The organism is Ensifer sp. GW821-FHT05G01 (assembly GCF_059419585.1).
The window spans coordinates 202,780-216,868 of record NZ_JBWKSC010000011.1; the positions used below are offsets into that span (position 1 = coordinate 202,780).

At 63.1% G+C, this 14,089-nt stretch carries 12 protein-coding genes; 2 read left to right on the plus strand and 10 right to left on the minus strand.

The window, feature by feature from the left end; genetic code table 11:
• Positions 1–3: 3 nt before the first annotated feature.
• Entirely contained in the window at positions 4–690 is a 687-nt protein-coding gene (locus AC07UR_RS24780) for a GntR family transcriptional regulator (protein ID WP_173422135.1), read from the minus strand.
• A 193-nt stretch (positions 691–883) separates the two neighbouring features.
• On the opposite strand from AC07UR_RS24780, the gene AC07UR_RS24785 reads away from it, so the two are divergent.
• Positions 884–1,519: a flavin reductase family protein gene (locus AC07UR_RS24785; protein ID WP_173422136.1), complete on the plus strand. Its 636-nt coding sequence runs from the start codon at positions 884–886 to the stop codon at positions 1,517–1,519.
• 3 nt (positions 1,520–1,522) lie between these two features.
• On the plus strand, positions 1,523–2,257 hold the full coding sequence (locus tag AC07UR_RS24790; protein ID WP_173422137.1) for an aspartate/glutamate racemase family protein: 735 nt from the start codon (positions 1,523–1,525) through the stop codon (positions 2,255–2,257).
• 84 nt (positions 2,258–2,341) lie between these two features.
• Here the strand turns inward: AC07UR_RS24790 and AC07UR_RS24795 are convergent, their stop codons facing one another.
• The 9 genes from AC07UR_RS24795 to AC07UR_RS24835 all read right to left on the minus strand — a co-directional run bounded on the left by AC07UR_RS24795 (position 2,342) and on the right by AC07UR_RS24835 (position 14,057).
• Positions 2,342–3,334: an ABC transporter ATP-binding protein gene (locus AC07UR_RS24795; RefSeq protein WP_173422138.1), complete on the minus strand. Its 993-nt coding sequence runs from the start codon at positions 3,332–3,334 to the stop codon at positions 2,342–2,344.
• Positions 3,331–4,317, minus strand: a complete 987-nt coding sequence (locus AC07UR_RS24800) for an ABC transporter ATP-binding protein (RefSeq protein WP_112811596.1) — start codon at positions 4,315–4,317, stop codon at positions 3,331–3,333. Before AC07UR_RS24800 ends, AC07UR_RS24795 begins: the two co-directional genes overlap by 4 nt.
• A complete protein-coding gene (locus AC07UR_RS24805) occupies positions 4,310–5,800 on the minus strand; it encodes an amidohydrolase family protein (protein ID WP_209792519.1) in 1,491 nt (496 codons plus the stop codon). The genes AC07UR_RS24800 and AC07UR_RS24805 overlap by 8 nt, the downstream gene beginning before the upstream one ends.
• A complete protein-coding gene (locus tag AC07UR_RS24810; RefSeq protein ID WP_209792518.1) occupies positions 5,797–6,990 on the minus strand; it encodes an amidohydrolase family protein in 1,194 nt (397 codons plus the stop codon). The genes AC07UR_RS24805 and AC07UR_RS24810 overlap by 4 nt, the downstream gene beginning before the upstream one ends.
• Positions 6,991–6,993: 3 nt before the next feature.
• Positions 6,994–7,944, minus strand: coding sequence for an ABC transporter permease (locus AC07UR_RS24815; RefSeq protein ID WP_209792517.1), 951 nt, complete (start codon positions 7,942–7,944; stop codon positions 6,994–6,996).
• 9 nt (positions 7,945–7,953) lie between these two features.
• The gene (locus AC07UR_RS24820; RefSeq protein WP_209792515.1) at positions 7,954–8,925 is read right to left on the minus strand and encodes an ABC transporter permease; all 972 of its coding nucleotides are present in this window, start codon (positions 8,923–8,925) and stop codon (positions 7,954–7,956) included.
• A 59-nt stretch (positions 8,926–8,984) separates the two neighbouring features.
• Positions 8,985–10,547 carry an ABC transporter substrate-binding protein gene (locus AC07UR_RS24825; protein ID WP_209792513.1) on the minus strand — a complete coding sequence of 521 codons (1,563 nt, stop codon included), beginning with the start codon at positions 10,545–10,547 and terminating at the stop codon, positions 8,985–8,987.
• A gap of 451 nt (positions 10,548–10,998) precedes the next feature.
• Positions 10,999–12,303 (minus strand): HlyD family type I secretion periplasmic adaptor subunit, encoded by a 1,305-nt coding sequence (locus tag AC07UR_RS24830; RefSeq protein ID WP_209792569.1) that lies wholly within the window; start codon positions 12,301–12,303, stop codon positions 10,999–11,001.
• 2 nt (positions 12,304–12,305) lie between these two features.
• Positions 12,306–14,057 carry a type I secretion system permease/ATPase gene (locus AC07UR_RS24835; RefSeq protein WP_209792510.1) on the minus strand — a complete coding sequence of 584 codons (1,752 nt, stop codon included), beginning with the start codon at positions 14,055–14,057 and terminating at the stop codon, positions 12,306–12,308.
• Positions 14,058–14,089: the final 32 nt, after the last annotated feature.

The following is a 14,089-nucleotide window of genomic DNA, read 5'->3' on the forward strand; positions in this document are numbered from 1 at the left end:
TTGTCAAAGCAGGGCTGCGCGCAGATCGCGCGGCTGATCCTTCTCCTCATCGAGATCCAGTTCCGCCTCGACGTGGTGCAGATGTTCGGCCATCTCGCGGATCGCGGCATCCACATCCCGCGCCGCGATGCGGTCGACGACCGCCATATGCTCGTCCGGCCCGCAATTGTGCAGGTGGTTCGAGCGGTACATCGCAGTGATCAGCGACGTGCGCGAAACCAGGTCACGCAGGATGCCGAACAGGAAGGCGGAGCCGGAAAGTTCTGCCAGAAGCAGGTGAAATCCCCCGGAAAGGCGAACGATTGCAGAGAGATCGCCTGCCCTGCCCGCAACCCGTTCTTCATCGATATGCGAGCGCATGCGCTCGATGTCCTCAACCGAGGCACGCTCGCAAAGACGCTCGACCACGCGCTGCTCGATCGCTCTTCTGGTAACAAAGACGTCGCGTGCCTCGTCCACCGATGGCTCCGACACGAAAGCGCCCCGGTTGGGCATGATCGTCACCAGGCCATCGCGTTCGAGCGCGGTCAGCGCCTGGCGGATACGGGCTCGACTGACAGAGAAAATCTCGGCAAGCTGCTCCTCCTTGAGCCGCGTGCCGGGGCGCAACCGCCGCTCGGCGATGGCGAGCCAGATCTTCTCACAAATGATAGCCGTCGGCGCTCCGGCGGTTTCGTCCGCATTGTACATGAAATCTCCCTTAGCCGTTCGCGTACTCTGGCCGGCCAGCGTTCAAAGTCAATTCCACTCACTGCAGTTTGATATTGACTACAAAATTGTAGACAATATTGTGTACCGTGACTTGATATGCTGTGGCAACCACTTAAACAACGGCCATCGACCGGTATGACAACCGACCGCGCCTGACCCCGAGAGCTCACTGATGGACTTCGACTTCACCCAACTGCCCGCCCAGGACCGCTACCGGCTGCTGACGAATTTCATCGGTCCGCGGCCGATCGCCCTCGTCTCGACGCTCTCGCCGAACGGTCAGGACAATGCCGCGCCGATGAGCTTCTTCAACGTCTTCTCGCACGATCCGCCGATCGTGATCCTCGGCATCCAGACACGCCCCGATGGCGTGGAGAAGGATACGGTCAGCAACATCCGCCGCACCAACGAGTTCGTCGTCAACATGGTGGACATGGCAATCTCCGACCAGATGCTCGTCTGCGGCCTCCCCTTCGAACCGGACGTCGACGAAGTGGAGATGGCAGGGCTGACCGCGGCCGACGGCGTCAAGGTTGGCGCCCGCCGCATCGTCGAATCGCCCTGCTCGATGGAATGCCGCGTCGAACAGCTGATCGAATACGACCGCCGGGTCATCGTGCTGGGCGAAGTCGTGCACATGCATGTGCGCAAGGACTGCCTTGACGACAAGGGCCACTATGTCGACCCGTCGAGCTACCAGCCGATCGCGCGGCTTCACGCCAACAACTACATCACCTCCGACCGACAGTTCGAGATGCGGGCACCCGACATCGCTTCCTTTACCGCCCTCAAAGCGAAAACGGCCTGATCCATGCGCATCCTTCTCGTCAATCCGAACTCCACCGCCTCGATGACCGAACAGGCGCACCGCAGTGCCGAGCGCGTGGTAGCCGCCACCACCCGGGTCGAGTCCGTCAATCCGACCACGAGCCCAGCCAGTATCGAAGGCCATGCGGACGAGGCCATGGCGGTGCCGGCGATGCTCGCCGAGATCCGCGCTGGCGAGGCCCGTGGCGTCGATGCCTATGTCATTGCCTGCTTCGACGATCCCGGCCTTGGTGCTGCCCGTGAAATCGCCCGCGGACCGGTCATCGGCATCTGCCAGGCCGCCATCCAGGTGGCAATGAACATCGCCACACGCTTTTCCATCATCACCACCCTGCCGCGCTCCGTGCCGATCATAGAGGACCTGGTCGACGCCTATGGCGCCGGTCATCGATGCCGCAAGGTGCGTTCGGTCGATATGCCGGTGCTGGCGCTGGAGGAAGATCTGGCCCACACGGAAGAGATGCTGGTGCGCGAAATCCTGCGCGCCAAGCAGGAGGATGGCGCCGAGGCGATCATTCTCGGCTGCGCCGGCATGTCCGAACTGTGCGACCGGCTGAAGGCGAGAACCGGCATGCCGGTGATCGATGGCGTCACCGCTGCCGTCAAGCTCGCCGAAGCCCTGGTTGGGGCCGGCTATTCCACCTCGAAGGTCGGCGCCTATGATTACCCACGGGTCAAGTCAGCCGTAGTCGCCCGCCCTGTGGATGCTGTCGCTTAACAAACGACAGCAAACCTCTGAAAACAAAAAGCTCCGGAGGAAAATCCCTCCGGAGCTTTTCTCGTTCTGTCTATGGCGGTCGGCTTAAGCGGCCTGCGTCGCCTTTGTCGTTGCAGCAGCAGCTTCCTCGACGCGGTGGCATGCTGCGCGCGAGCCGTCGGCAAAGCTTCGCATCGCCGGGCGCTCGCTCTTGCAGCGGGCGTCGGCGAGCGGACAACGCGGATGGAAGGTGCAGCCCGACGGCGGGTTGAGCGGGCTCGGCACTTCGCTTGCCGTAATGCTGCGCTGGCGCTTCGGCTCAGCGATGTCAGGGATCGTTTCCAGCAGCAGCCGCGTGTAGGGATGCCGCGGATTGGCAAACAGCGTCTCGGTGTCCGCTTCCTCGACGATACGGCCGAGATACATCACCGCGATCCGGTCCGACATATGACGGACCACGCTCATGTCGTGGCTGATGAAAAGGTAGGTGAGCCCCATCTCGTCCTGCAGCTTGCGCATCAGGTTGAGGATCTGCGCCTGCACCGAGACGTCGAGCGCCGAAGTCGGCTCGTCGCAGACGAGGAACTCCGGCTCTCCGGCAAGCGCGCGTGCAATCGAGATGCGCTGGCGCTGGCCGCCGGAAAACTCGTGCGGGAACTTCGATCCGTCCGACGGCGCAAGGCCGACGATCCGCAGCAGCTCGCCAACGCGTTCCATCACCTCGGCGTCCGAATTGCGCAGCTTCAGTTCGCGAAGCGGCTCGGCGATGATGTTCTTCACCCGCCAGCGCGGATTGAGGCTGGCGAAGGGATCCTGGAAGATCATCTGGGCCGAGAGTGGTTCACCCGAGCGGCCTGGCGCAAAACGAACCTCGCCCTCGGAAGCGCGGTAGAGGCCGGTGACAAGACGAGCCACCGTCGACTTGCCGCAGCCGGATTCTCCGACGAGACTCAGGCAACCGCCCATCGGCACGGTGAAGCTGATGTCGTCCACCGCCCGTACAAACTGGCGCGGCTTGCGCTCCAGTACCCGGTTCAGCCACGGGGCTGACACATCGAAATTGCACGTCAGATCATTGACGGTCAGGGCGTCACTCATAGAACTCCTCCTGCATTGAGCCAGCAAGCACTGACGCCGTGGCCGACCGGGGTCGGTTCCGGGCGATCTTCACGGCAACGCCGCCCCGCTTCGGGACAACGCGGATTGAAGGCGCATCCGCGCGGGATGGCGTTGAGACGTGGCATTGAGCCGTCGATCTGGTTCAGCCGCTCGACGCGCCGGCCGAGCGCCGGGATCGATCCCATCAGCCCGCGGGTATAGGGATGGCGCGCATTGCGCAGCACTTCCTCCACCGGGCCGATCTCGACCAGGCGGCCCGCATACATCACCGCAACACGGTCGGCGGTCTCGGCAATGACGCCCATGTCGTGGGTCACGAGCATGACCGACGTGCCGTGATCATCGCAGAGGCGACGGAGCAAGGAGGTGATCTGCGCCTGGATCGAGACGTCGAGCGCCGTGGTCGGCTCATCGGCGATGATCAGCTTCGGCTCTGCCGCGAGTGCAAGAGCAATGACCACGCGCTGGCGCATCCCGCCCGAGAACTGGTGCGGATAGTGATCGAAGCGGGCCTCCGGTGCCGGGATGCCGACCTCCTTCAGCAGGTGGATCGCGCGATCCTTCGCCCCCTGCTTCGACAGCTTCAGGTGAAGACGGATCGTCTCGACCAATTGTGCGCCGACGGTAAAGAGCGGGTTCAGCGACGTCAGCGGATCCTGGAAGATCGCGCCGATCTGACGGCCACGCACGCTCTGCATGTCCTTGTCCGACAGCTGGTCGATGCGGCGGCCGGAGAGCCAGACCTCGCCGCCGGAAATCCGTCCCGGCGGTTCGAGCAGGCCCTGGACGGCAAGACCGGTCATCGACTTGCCCGCGCCGGATTCGCCGACCACGCCGAGGATCTCGCCTGGGCGAATGCTGAGCGAGACGTCGGAAAGGGCTGCCACGGTTCCGTGCCGTCCGGGGAACTCGACGCAAAGTCCGCGCACGTCTAGGACCGGCGAAGTTTTGGGTTCACTCATGCGGCAGAACCTCCAGGGGATAGCTGGGTGGGAAGATTTCGCTGACGGGCGGATGCGCCCAGCTGCGCTCCGGGTATTTCGCAATCAGCCTGTCAAATTGCTGCTGTGCCTGGTGGCGGGCCGCATCCATGTCGAAACCGGCCACCTTGCCTTCATGCATCGAGAGGCGGCCGTCGACGAAGACCGTCTTGGTCACCCGCCCCGAACCGCCAACCACCAGTGTGGTGATCGGGTCGATCGCTGGCGCCATATGATGATCCATCAGATCGAAGACGGCGATATCGGCGCGGGCACCCGCTTCGAGGCGCCCGAGATCGCTGCGTCCCAGGGCCTTCGCGCCACCGAGCGTGGCGGCATCGAAGAGATCGGCGCAGCTGACTGCGGCCGTGTCGCCCTCGACGACGCGGCAGGTGATGAGACCGATGAGCAGGTTCATCAACATATCGGGCGGCGTCGTATCGGTGCCCATGGCAATGTTGATGCCGCGCTCCTTGACGGAGCGGAAGGAGTTGAGCGTGCTTCCGCCGCGGGCCGACACCATCGGGCAATGCACGATGCTGACGCCGTTGTCGGCATAAAGCGTGAGATCGGTGGCCGTTGCCTGCGTGGCATGCGGCGCGATCAGCCGCGAGCTCAGGAAGCCAAGGCTCGCCATCCACTCGGGCGCCGTCTTGCCGTGAAGACGACGAACGGTATCGACCTCCATCGTGCCTTGCGCGGAGTGAAGCCGGATCGAGCAGTCGAGATCGCGCGCGGCGTCCGCCGTTCGCCTCAAGAGCGTCTCCGTGCAGGTCTCGACCCTATCGGGCGCCAGAAGCGCGCGCACCAGGCCGCCATGGCGGCCGTCGTGATCGCGGATGAAGCCGATGGCGTCGTTGAGGCCCTGCAGCCCCCTCGCCTCGTCGAAGACGGCGTCGAGCTGCCCAGGGGCCTCCAGAACCATGCCGCCCGAGCGGTAGGCCGGGCTCAGATAGACGCGAAGGCCGAGATCGCCGGCGGCGTCCGAGGCGGCGGCGAACTCTTCCACCGTCTCGCCCCATTCGCGGTAGAACAGCGATGCGATCGGTGCGGCCGTCGTGATGCCGTTCAGCAGCAGCTGGGCGAAGGAGAAGCGCTTCTGGAACGCCAGCTCCTCCTGGCTGTACATCTCATAGGGACCACGCTCGACATAGGAGCGCGGCCACACGCGGCCCTTGGCCCAACCGGGCTGATGGTCGACCGCAAGGATGGTGGTGTCGAGGTCGGACAGGGCATCGAGATCGATCAGGCCGGGGCTGATCATCGCAGCCCCAAAATCGATCCGGCGGGCGACTTCGCCTTCGAACCGCGGGCCGACATAGGTGAGGCTTCCGCCTTCGATAACGACCTCGCCGTTCGGGATCAGGCGATGGCTGCCGTCACGATGACCGAGCACCCATTGCGCCGTCAGAAGCGTGCGGCCGTCGGCGCGCGCGCCGAGTTTCAAATCCTTGAGATCGATCATGGGATGGCGACCTCCGCGACGCCATTGCGGGCGATGACGCGGCCGCGCTTGACCACAAGCGGACGCGGCGCAACTTCGACAACGGCATGGGCGAGCGTTTCGCCGGCAAGCAGGGTGAAGTCGGCGTCGCAACCGACGTCGAGGCCGTAGCCGGCGATGTCCATGACATCGGCACCGCCGGTCGAGCAGACGTAAAGCGCATGCTCCAGATCGACGTCGCGCCGCAGGCCGTTCTTCATGCCGAGAATGCGTGCGCGGTCCATCATGTCGGGCTGGCCCCACGGGCCCCAGGTGTCGCGAATGCCATCGCAACCGGCCGCGACCTTCACGCCAGCGTCCTTGAGGCGCATGATCGACGGGACCGTCGAGGACGGCGAACCGGTCGTGACAATGCGCACGTCGAGCTCGGCGATCTGTTCGATCAGGCCAGCGACACGCAGATAGTCCGGAGCGCCGAGTGCAAAGGCGTGGCTGATCGCCACCTTGCCATGCATGCCGAGCGCGCGGATGCGCTCGAACATCATTTCCATGCTGAAGGCGCCGAGCTCGCCGGCTTCGTGCAGGTGGATATCGATCGGCTTGCCGTGTTTCTCGGCAAGGCCGAAGACCGCATCCAGATGCCCCTTCGGGTCACGGTCGATGCCACAAGGGTCAATACCACCAAGGACTTCCGCGCCATTGCTCAGAGCCTTGTCGAGAAGCTCCACAGTGCCGGGGCGCGTCACCAGACCGGATTGCGGGAAGGCGACGATCTCGATGTCGATGACGCCGTCGAGCGCCTCGCGCGTTTCGATGATGCCTTCCATCAGCGCCAGGCCGTGGGTGGTATCGATATCCACATGGCTGCGGATATGGCTGGCGCCGTTTGCCGCGAGCTGGATCGCCTGGCGCATGGACTGACGATGCGGATCGATGCCGATCTCAAGCCGCTTCTCGCGTTCGAAATCGATGCGTTCGCGCAGCGTCGCCACCTTGGCGTTTTCGTGCCAGGGCATGCCCCAGACGGACTTGTCGAGATGCGTGTGAGCCTCGACCAGGCCGGGAATGGCGATGTGGCCAAGGCCATCCTCGACCGCCACGCCCTCGGCCTGAAGGTTTTGGCCGATCGCTTCAATCTTGCCGTTGCGGATCAGGATATCCGTCGGTGTGCCGCCGTTGGGACGGACGTTACGGATCAGAAGATTGGACATCATTCACCTCAGTTTCGGATTGAGAGCGTCGCGCAGCCAGTCGCCCAGAAGGTTGACGGAGACGACGAGAAGGCAAAGCTGCAAGACCGGGAAGAGCACGACCCACCAGACGCCGGAGAACAGGAACTGGTTGCCCAGCCGGATCAGCGTTCCAAGGCTCGGCTGGCTCGGCGGCATGCCGATACCGAGGAAGGAGAGCGTCGCTTCCGTCAGGATCGCCATGCCGAAGTTCAGCGTGGCGGCAACCATGATCGGCGTCAGCGTGTTGGGCAGGATATGGTTGAGCATGATGCGGCGCGCCGGCGTCTTCAGCAGGCGGGCCGCCTGCACATATTCCTTGCCGCGCTCGACGATGGTCTGGGCGCGCACGGTGCGGGCATATTGCACCCAGGCGCTGAGCGTGATCGCCAGCACGAGCACAGCTGCCGAGCCGACATCGCGCAGTTCGGGCGGCAGCATCTGGCGGGCAACGGCGCTGACGAGAATGGCGATCAGGATCGTCGGGATCGACAGCAGCACGTCGCCGATACGCATCAGGATGTTGTCGACGATGCCGCCGAAATAACCGGCGACGAGACCGAGGCTGAGACCGACGGTCAGCGACAGGATCACCGAACAGACGCCGATCAGGATCGAGATGCGCGAACCGTAGAGGATGGCCGACAGCATGTCGCGGCCCTGGGTGTCGGTGCCGAGGATGAACGGCCACTGGCCATCAGCCTGCCAGATCGGCGGCAGTTCCGAGTTCCAAAGGTCGAGCTGCGCCGGATCGAACGGGTTCTGCGGCGAGATCAAAGGTGCTGCAAGCGCAGCAAGGATGAGGATCGTGAGGATCAGCGCGCCGGCGATTGCCGACGGGCTGCGGGTGAAGGACCACCAGAGATCGCTCTGGCGCCAGCGTGCGAGCCGGCCGAGCTTGGCTGTCGTGGGTGTTTCCTGAGCCTGGTCAGTCATGGGGCGGCCTCAGCGTGTGGTATCGCGAAGACGGGGATCGATGACCGCATAGGCGATATCGACCAGCGTGTTTAGCGTGACGAAGATGAAGGAGACGATGCACAGGTAACCTGCCATCACCGGAATATCGAGGAAGGTCACCGCCTGGATGAACAGCATGCCCATGCCCGGCCACTGAAACACGGTTTCGGTGATCAGTGCGAAGGCGATCAGCGAGCCGACATTCATTGCCGTCATGGTGACGACCGGCATCAGACAGTTTCGAAGCGCATGGCGGAAATAGATGCGCCACCGCGGCACGCCGCGGGCACGGGCGAACTTGACGAAATCGGAACGCAACACTTCCATCATCTCTGCGCGCACGAGCCGCATGACGAGGGTGATCTGGTAGAGGGCCAGTGCAAAGGACGGCAGCAGCAGGGAAGCGCGTCCCGATGCGGTCAGCAAACCCGTGCTCCACCAGCCGATCTGCACGACGTCGCCGCGGCCGAAGGCCGGCACCAGACCAAGCGAGACGGCAAAGACGAGGATCAGCAGGATGCCGACGACGAAACTTGGAAGCGAGACACCGATGATGCTGACGAACTGCAGGCCTTCCGAGTACCAGCGGCCGCGATGGATCGCCGTGAGAACGCCGAGTGGAATACCGATCAGAAGTGACAGGGCTGTCGCCACCAGCGCCAGCTCGATCGTTGCCGGGAAGCGCTCGGCGATCAACGTCATCACGTCCTGGCCATTGCGGTAGCTGATGCCGAAATCACCCTGTGCCGCATTGACGACGAAGCGCACATACTGGGTGACGAACGGATCGTTCAGGCCGAGCTTTTCACGCAGTTCGAGACGATCGGCCTGCGACATCTGTTCATTGGCCATCAGTTCGACCGGGTCGCCGGCGAAACGAAAGATCATGAAGGCCATCAGCGCGACGGCAAGCATGACCAGCACGGCATTGGCCAGCCGCTTGATCAGAAAGACAATCATTGGGTTTCCCGCTCAGTGAGAAACCCCGACAGAGCAAGCTCTGCCGGGGCAATGTGGGCTCAATCGCCGATACGGGTCAGCCAGTGGCGCGGCTTGTTGTCGGCGCGGATGGTGACGTCGGTCACTTCCTTGGACATCGCCCAGGCCATAGGCTGCTGATGCAACGGGATCATGATGACCTGATCCTTGGCAAATTTCAGCGCTTCGGTCTCGATGGCCAGTCGCTTGTCGCGATCCATTTCGACAGCAGCCTTCTTCACCATGGCGTCGAGTTCGGGATAGGACCAGCCGCCGTAGTTGGCGACGCCGGCCGCACCCTCGCGGGTCGAAAGCACCTGGATCAGCAGCGAGTAGGCATCGAGCGTCGGCTCGTTGGCCCAGCCGATCATGTAGGCGTCGGACTTTCCGCCGGCGCGCTTGGGAGCCTGAACGGCGCGCGGGCCGATATCAAGCGTCGGCTTCAGGCCGACACGCGACAGCATCGAGACGAGCGCGCTGCAGACGTCTTCCTCGTTGACGCTCTCGTCGTTCATGCAGACGAGCGTGAACTCGGTGCCGACGGCGCCGGCTTCTTCGAGAAGCTTCTTCGACAGCTCGGGATCATAGCTGGTCGGCACGTCGAGTTCGGCGCTGTAACCCGGGATCTCAGGCGCAACCATGGTGCCGGCGACGTGCGACTTGCCGCGCATGACGCGCTTGAAGATCAGCTGGCGGTCGATCGCATGATCGATTGCCTGGCGGACCTTGATGTCGTTGAAGAAGTTGTCGCGGCCGTCGTTGAGCTTGTCCTTGCGGTTGAAGACAAGGTGGATCGTGCGCAAGTCGGAGCGCTCGACAACCTTGATGTTCGGATCGCTCTTCAGCCGGTCCAGGTCCTGCACCGGTGCGCCGTCGGTGAGATCGATCTCGCCCGAGAGCAATGCTGCGACGCGGGTCGCAGCCGACGTGATCGGGGTAAATTCGATGCGGTCGAGATTGTGCTTCGGCGTATCCCACCAGCCGTTGTTCTTGACGAGCACGGTCTTGCTGTCCGGCACGCGTGATTCAACGATGAACGGGCCGGTGCCGTTGGTGTGATAGGTGGTGTAGCCTTCGACCTTGCCGCCGACATCGGTCGGCAGTTCGGACTTGTTCTCGATCAGCCAGTCCTTGTCGAACATGAAGATGTTGGTCATGTCGTTGAGGAACAGCGGGCTCGGCGAGTTCACTTCGATATCGACGGTGTAATCGTCCACCTTCGTGGTCGAGACATAAGCCGGGATGTTGCCGCGCAGCGGCGAGGTCGGGTGGCTGACGCGGGCCATCGAGGCGACGACGTCATCGGCGGTGAAATCAGCACCGTTCTGGAATTTTACGCCCTTGCGCAGATGGAAGCGCCAGACCTTTTCGGAAACCAGCTCCCACTTGGTGGCAAGTGCCGGCTCGACGACGAACTCGGGCGTGTAGCGGGTCAAGCCTTCATAGACGTGGTTGAGGAAGGCGAGGTTCGATGTGCTGCCGTAGGAATACGGATCAAGCGAGAAGATATCCCGCGGGCTGCCCCAGCGCAGCGTTTCGGCCTGTGCCGTCGAGGCGAGAAAGGCGAATGCCAACCCCGCAAGGAGATGCTTTCTCAGTTTCATGTGGTTCCCTCTGTTTTTCCCATTCGTCGCCGTCCCGATCCGGTCGGTCCACGATCCTTCGATCGCTGGAGGCTGACGACGCTAGATTTGAAGTTGTTGGCGCTAATGTCAACTATTTTGTCGACAATTATGTTGGCAAGAATTGGCAAACTTAATTTTCAGGGGGAAAACCACACGAAATCAGTGGCTTTGAACCGCCGCCAGCTTGCAATCCTGGCGTGAGCAGCCGGACGATTGCTCAGTTACTGAAGCAGATCCATGCCTTGGGAGACACGATCAACCGATTTCAGCGGGTTCAAGACGAACCGTATGCGGGCCGAAGTCCGTTGGGCTTCGGCTGCAACATTGCTCCTCGCACACCAAAACAGCCCGCCCCGCCACGGTCGAAAGACCGGATGGGACGGGCTGCATTTTCGCTGGCAGCAAGGGATCTATCGCGAAACGAGGCGGATCAGCTCTCGCGGAATGCCCGGCTGACCTGGTCCATCAGCGGCTTGATGAAGTACGACGCAACACTGCGCTCGCCGGTGGTAATGAACGTTTCGACCGGCATGCCCGGCATCAGCGCGACGTTGCCAAGCCTCTCTATCTCTTCAGGCGTGATCGCGATGCGCGCGACGTAGAAGCTCGCACCGGTTCGCTGGTCGACCGACACGTCAGCCGACACCCGTTCGATAGCACCGGAGATCTCCGGCGTCGTCTTCTGGCTGAAGGCGGAGAAACGCAGGATCGCCTTCTGCCCGGAATAGATCTGGTCGATGTCCTGCGGCGCAACCCTGGCCTCGACGACGAGCTTGTCGATATCCGGCACGATCATCATGATCGGCTCGCCGGGAGCGACCACACCGCCAACGGTATGAACGGCGAGCTGGTGAACGATGCCGTTCTGCGGCGCGACGATATCGACCCGCTTCAGCTGATCTTCCGCCGCCACCTTGCGCTCGACATACTCGCCGATCCGGGCGTCCATTTCCCGCAAATCCGTTCCGACCTCTTCGGCCCATTGCTCGTCGACCTGGATGATCTGCAGCGATGTCTCGGCGATCTTCTCGTGCACGCCAGCCACCCCCGCGAGCAGCCTGCCCATCTCGCCGTCGATATCGGTTGCCTGGCGCTCGAGTGTGCTGAGCCGGCTCTTTTCCATCAACCCCTTGTCGTGCAGAAACGTGTAGCGACCGAGTTCCTCGTTGATGAGAACCCGCTCGCGGCTGCTGGCAGTGCGCTCGGCCTCCATTCCGCGGATCTCCTCGTTCAACTGCTGGACGCGCCGCTCCAGTTGCCGCTTCTTGCTCTCGCGCACATCCCGGCGGCTTTCATAGAGCCGCTGTTCGGCATGCATCATCGCCGCCACTTCGGGATCTCCGGCGCGCGACAGCAATGTCTCTGGGAAGGCAACATTCTCCGAATGGTCGCGCTCGCTTTCAAGCCGCGCCTTTCGAGCTGCGAACTGGTCGAGGCTCTTGAGGATGATCGCCAGATTGGCCCTGGTCATCGTCGCGTCGATACGCATGACGACATCCCCCGCCTTGACCCGGTCGCCGTCGCGCACCATCAGCTCGCTGACGACGCCGCCAACCGGGTGCTGAACCTTCTTCAGGCTGCTCTCGACCACGACTGAGCCTTGAGCGATAACCGCTCCGACGATTTCCGTGCCGATCGCCCAACCGCCGAAGAGCCCAACCAATATGGCAAATCCGAGGGCGCCCACAATCAGATGGGTGCGGATCGAACGTCTGAGTGTCTGCCAATCGTCCATGTTCATGCCTTTGCTGCTTCTGCGGATTGCACCACCTTGAGCGCACCCGGATTGGCGGATGCCTGCCTCAGGACCTTCGAGAGAACTTCGTCCTTCGGTCCAAAGGCCTGCTGGCGGCCGGCGGCAAGCATCAACACCTTGTCGACCGCAAGCAGCGCACTCGGGCGGTGAGCGATGACGACGACGATGCCGCCGCGCTCGCGGATACCGAGGATCGCCGACGTCAGCGCCTCCTCACCTTCGGAATCGAGGTTCGAATTCGGCTCGTCGAGAATGACGACGAAGGGGTCGCGGTAGAGCGCACGCGCAAGCGCGATGCGTTGCTTTTGACCGGCGGAAAGCGGGCGGCCATTTTCACCGACTTCGGTGGAATAGCCCTCGGGCAGACTGACGATCAGATCGTGCACTCGGGCTGCGCGGGCGGCCGCGATGATGGCGTCGGGCTCAGCATCCGGATCGAACGAAGCGATATTCTCGGCGATGGTGCCGTCGAGCAATTCGATCGACTGCGGCATGTAACCGATATGGCGGGCAAGCGCCGCCGCCGGCCATTGGTCGGGCGTCGCGCCATCGAGGCGGATCGCACCGCGCGCCGGCCGCCAGATGCCGACGAGCAGTCGCGCAAGCGAGCTCTTGCCGGAGCCGCTGGCGCCGATGACGCCGAGCCCAGTGCCTGCCTCCAGCGTGAAGGTGACGTCCTGCAAGACAGCCTCGGTTGTTTCCGGTGGAAGGGCGCTGACGCGGTCGACGGAAAGAGCGTGACGGGGCGCAGGCAGATCCATGCGATCGGCTGCATCCGGCAAAAGCGCCAGCGTCTTCTGCAGCCGGCGTCGGCTTTGGCGCGCGCCAATGAAACCCTTCCAGTTGGCGATCGCCAGATCCACCGGCGCCAGCGCCCGGGCAGACAGGATCGAGCCGGCGATGATGATCCCGGGCGTCGCCTGCTCGTTGATGACGAGCCAGGCGCCGACCGCAAGAATGCCGGACTGCAGCATCATGCGCAGCACCTTGCTCAACACGCCGAAGCCCGAGGAGACATCGCTTGCCCGGCGCTGCTCGCGGGTGAAAGCACGGTTCTCCTCCTGCCAGCGGCTCCTCAGATGCGGCCCCATGCCCATGACCGAGATCACGTCGGCGTTACGGCGGCCGCTCTCGGCCATGCGATTGCGCTTGGAGGAATGGCGGGCAGCCTCTTCGACCGGCCGTTGTGAAACGAGTTCCGTCAGCAAGGTGATGGCGGCCAGGATGATGGCGCCGGCGAGCGCGGTGACACCCAGCCAGAAATGGAAGGCGAAGCAGATGGCAATATAGAAGGGCAGCCAAGGCAGATCGAAGAGCGCTGTCGGCCCGCTGCCGGACAGAAAGGCCCGGATGGTATCGAGATCGCGCAGCGGCTGAGCATAGCGAGCGCTGATCGGTGCCTGCATCTGCAGCCCGACGATCGCATCGTAGATCCTTGGCGAAAGGGCCTGGTCGAGCCGATCGGCGATGCGTACCAGCAGCCTGCCCCGTAGCGCGTCGAACAACCCTTGAAAAGCGTAGAGCACGACGACGATGGCGAGAAGGGCGACCAGCGTCGGCAGGCTCCGGCTCGGGAGCACACGATCGTACACTTCCATCATGAAGAGCGATCCGGTGAGGTAGAGCACATTGACGACGGCACTCATCAGGCCGATGCCGACGAAGGCGCTGGCGCAACCGGCGAATACGCCCTTGAACTGGCTGGAATTTCTATTGGATGAACTGTCGCGCATGGTCCCTGATCCGTTGAGATCGCGGCGGTAAC

Coding starts and splice junctions, on each gene's coding strand:
- AC07UR_RS24780 (WP_173422135.1), bottom strand. CDS start 690: ATGTACAATGCGGACGAAACCGCCGGAGCGCCGACGGCTATCATTTGT.
- AC07UR_RS24785 (WP_173422136.1), top strand. CDS start 884: ATGGACTTCGACTTCACCCAACTGCCCGCCCAGGACCGCTACCGGCTG.
- AC07UR_RS24790 (WP_173422137.1), top strand. CDS start 1,523: ATGCGCATCCTTCTCGTCAATCCGAACTCCACCGCCTCGATGACCGAA.
- AC07UR_RS24795 (WP_173422138.1), bottom strand. CDS start 3,334: ATGAGTGACGCCCTGACCGTCAATGATCTGACGTGCAATTTCGATGTG.
- AC07UR_RS24800 (WP_112811596.1), bottom strand. CDS start 4,317: ATGAGTGAACCCAAAACTTCGCCGGTCCTAGACGTGCGCGGACTTTGC.
- AC07UR_RS24805 (WP_209792519.1), bottom strand. CDS start 5,800: ATGATCGATCTCAAGGATTTGAAACTCGGCGCGCGCGCCGACGGCCGC.
- AC07UR_RS24810 (WP_209792518.1), bottom strand. CDS start 6,990: ATGTCCAATCTTCTGATCCGTAACGTCCGTCCCAACGGCGGCACACCG.
- AC07UR_RS24815 (WP_209792517.1), bottom strand. CDS start 7,944: ATGACTGACCAGGCTCAGGAAACACCCACGACAGCCAAGCTCGGCCGG.
- AC07UR_RS24820 (WP_209792515.1), bottom strand. CDS start 8,925: ATGATTGTCTTTCTGATCAAGCGGCTGGCCAATGCCGTGCTGGTCATG.
- AC07UR_RS24825 (WP_209792513.1), bottom strand. CDS start 10,547: ATGAAACTGAGAAAGCATCTCCTTGCGGGGTTGGCATTCGCCTTTCTC.
- AC07UR_RS24830 (WP_209792569.1), bottom strand. CDS start 12,303: ATGGACGATTGGCAGACACTCAGACGTTCGATCCGCACCCATCTGATT.
- AC07UR_RS24835 (WP_209792510.1), bottom strand. CDS start 14,057: ATGCGCGACAGTTCATCCAATAGAAATTCCAGCCAGTTCAAGGGCGTA.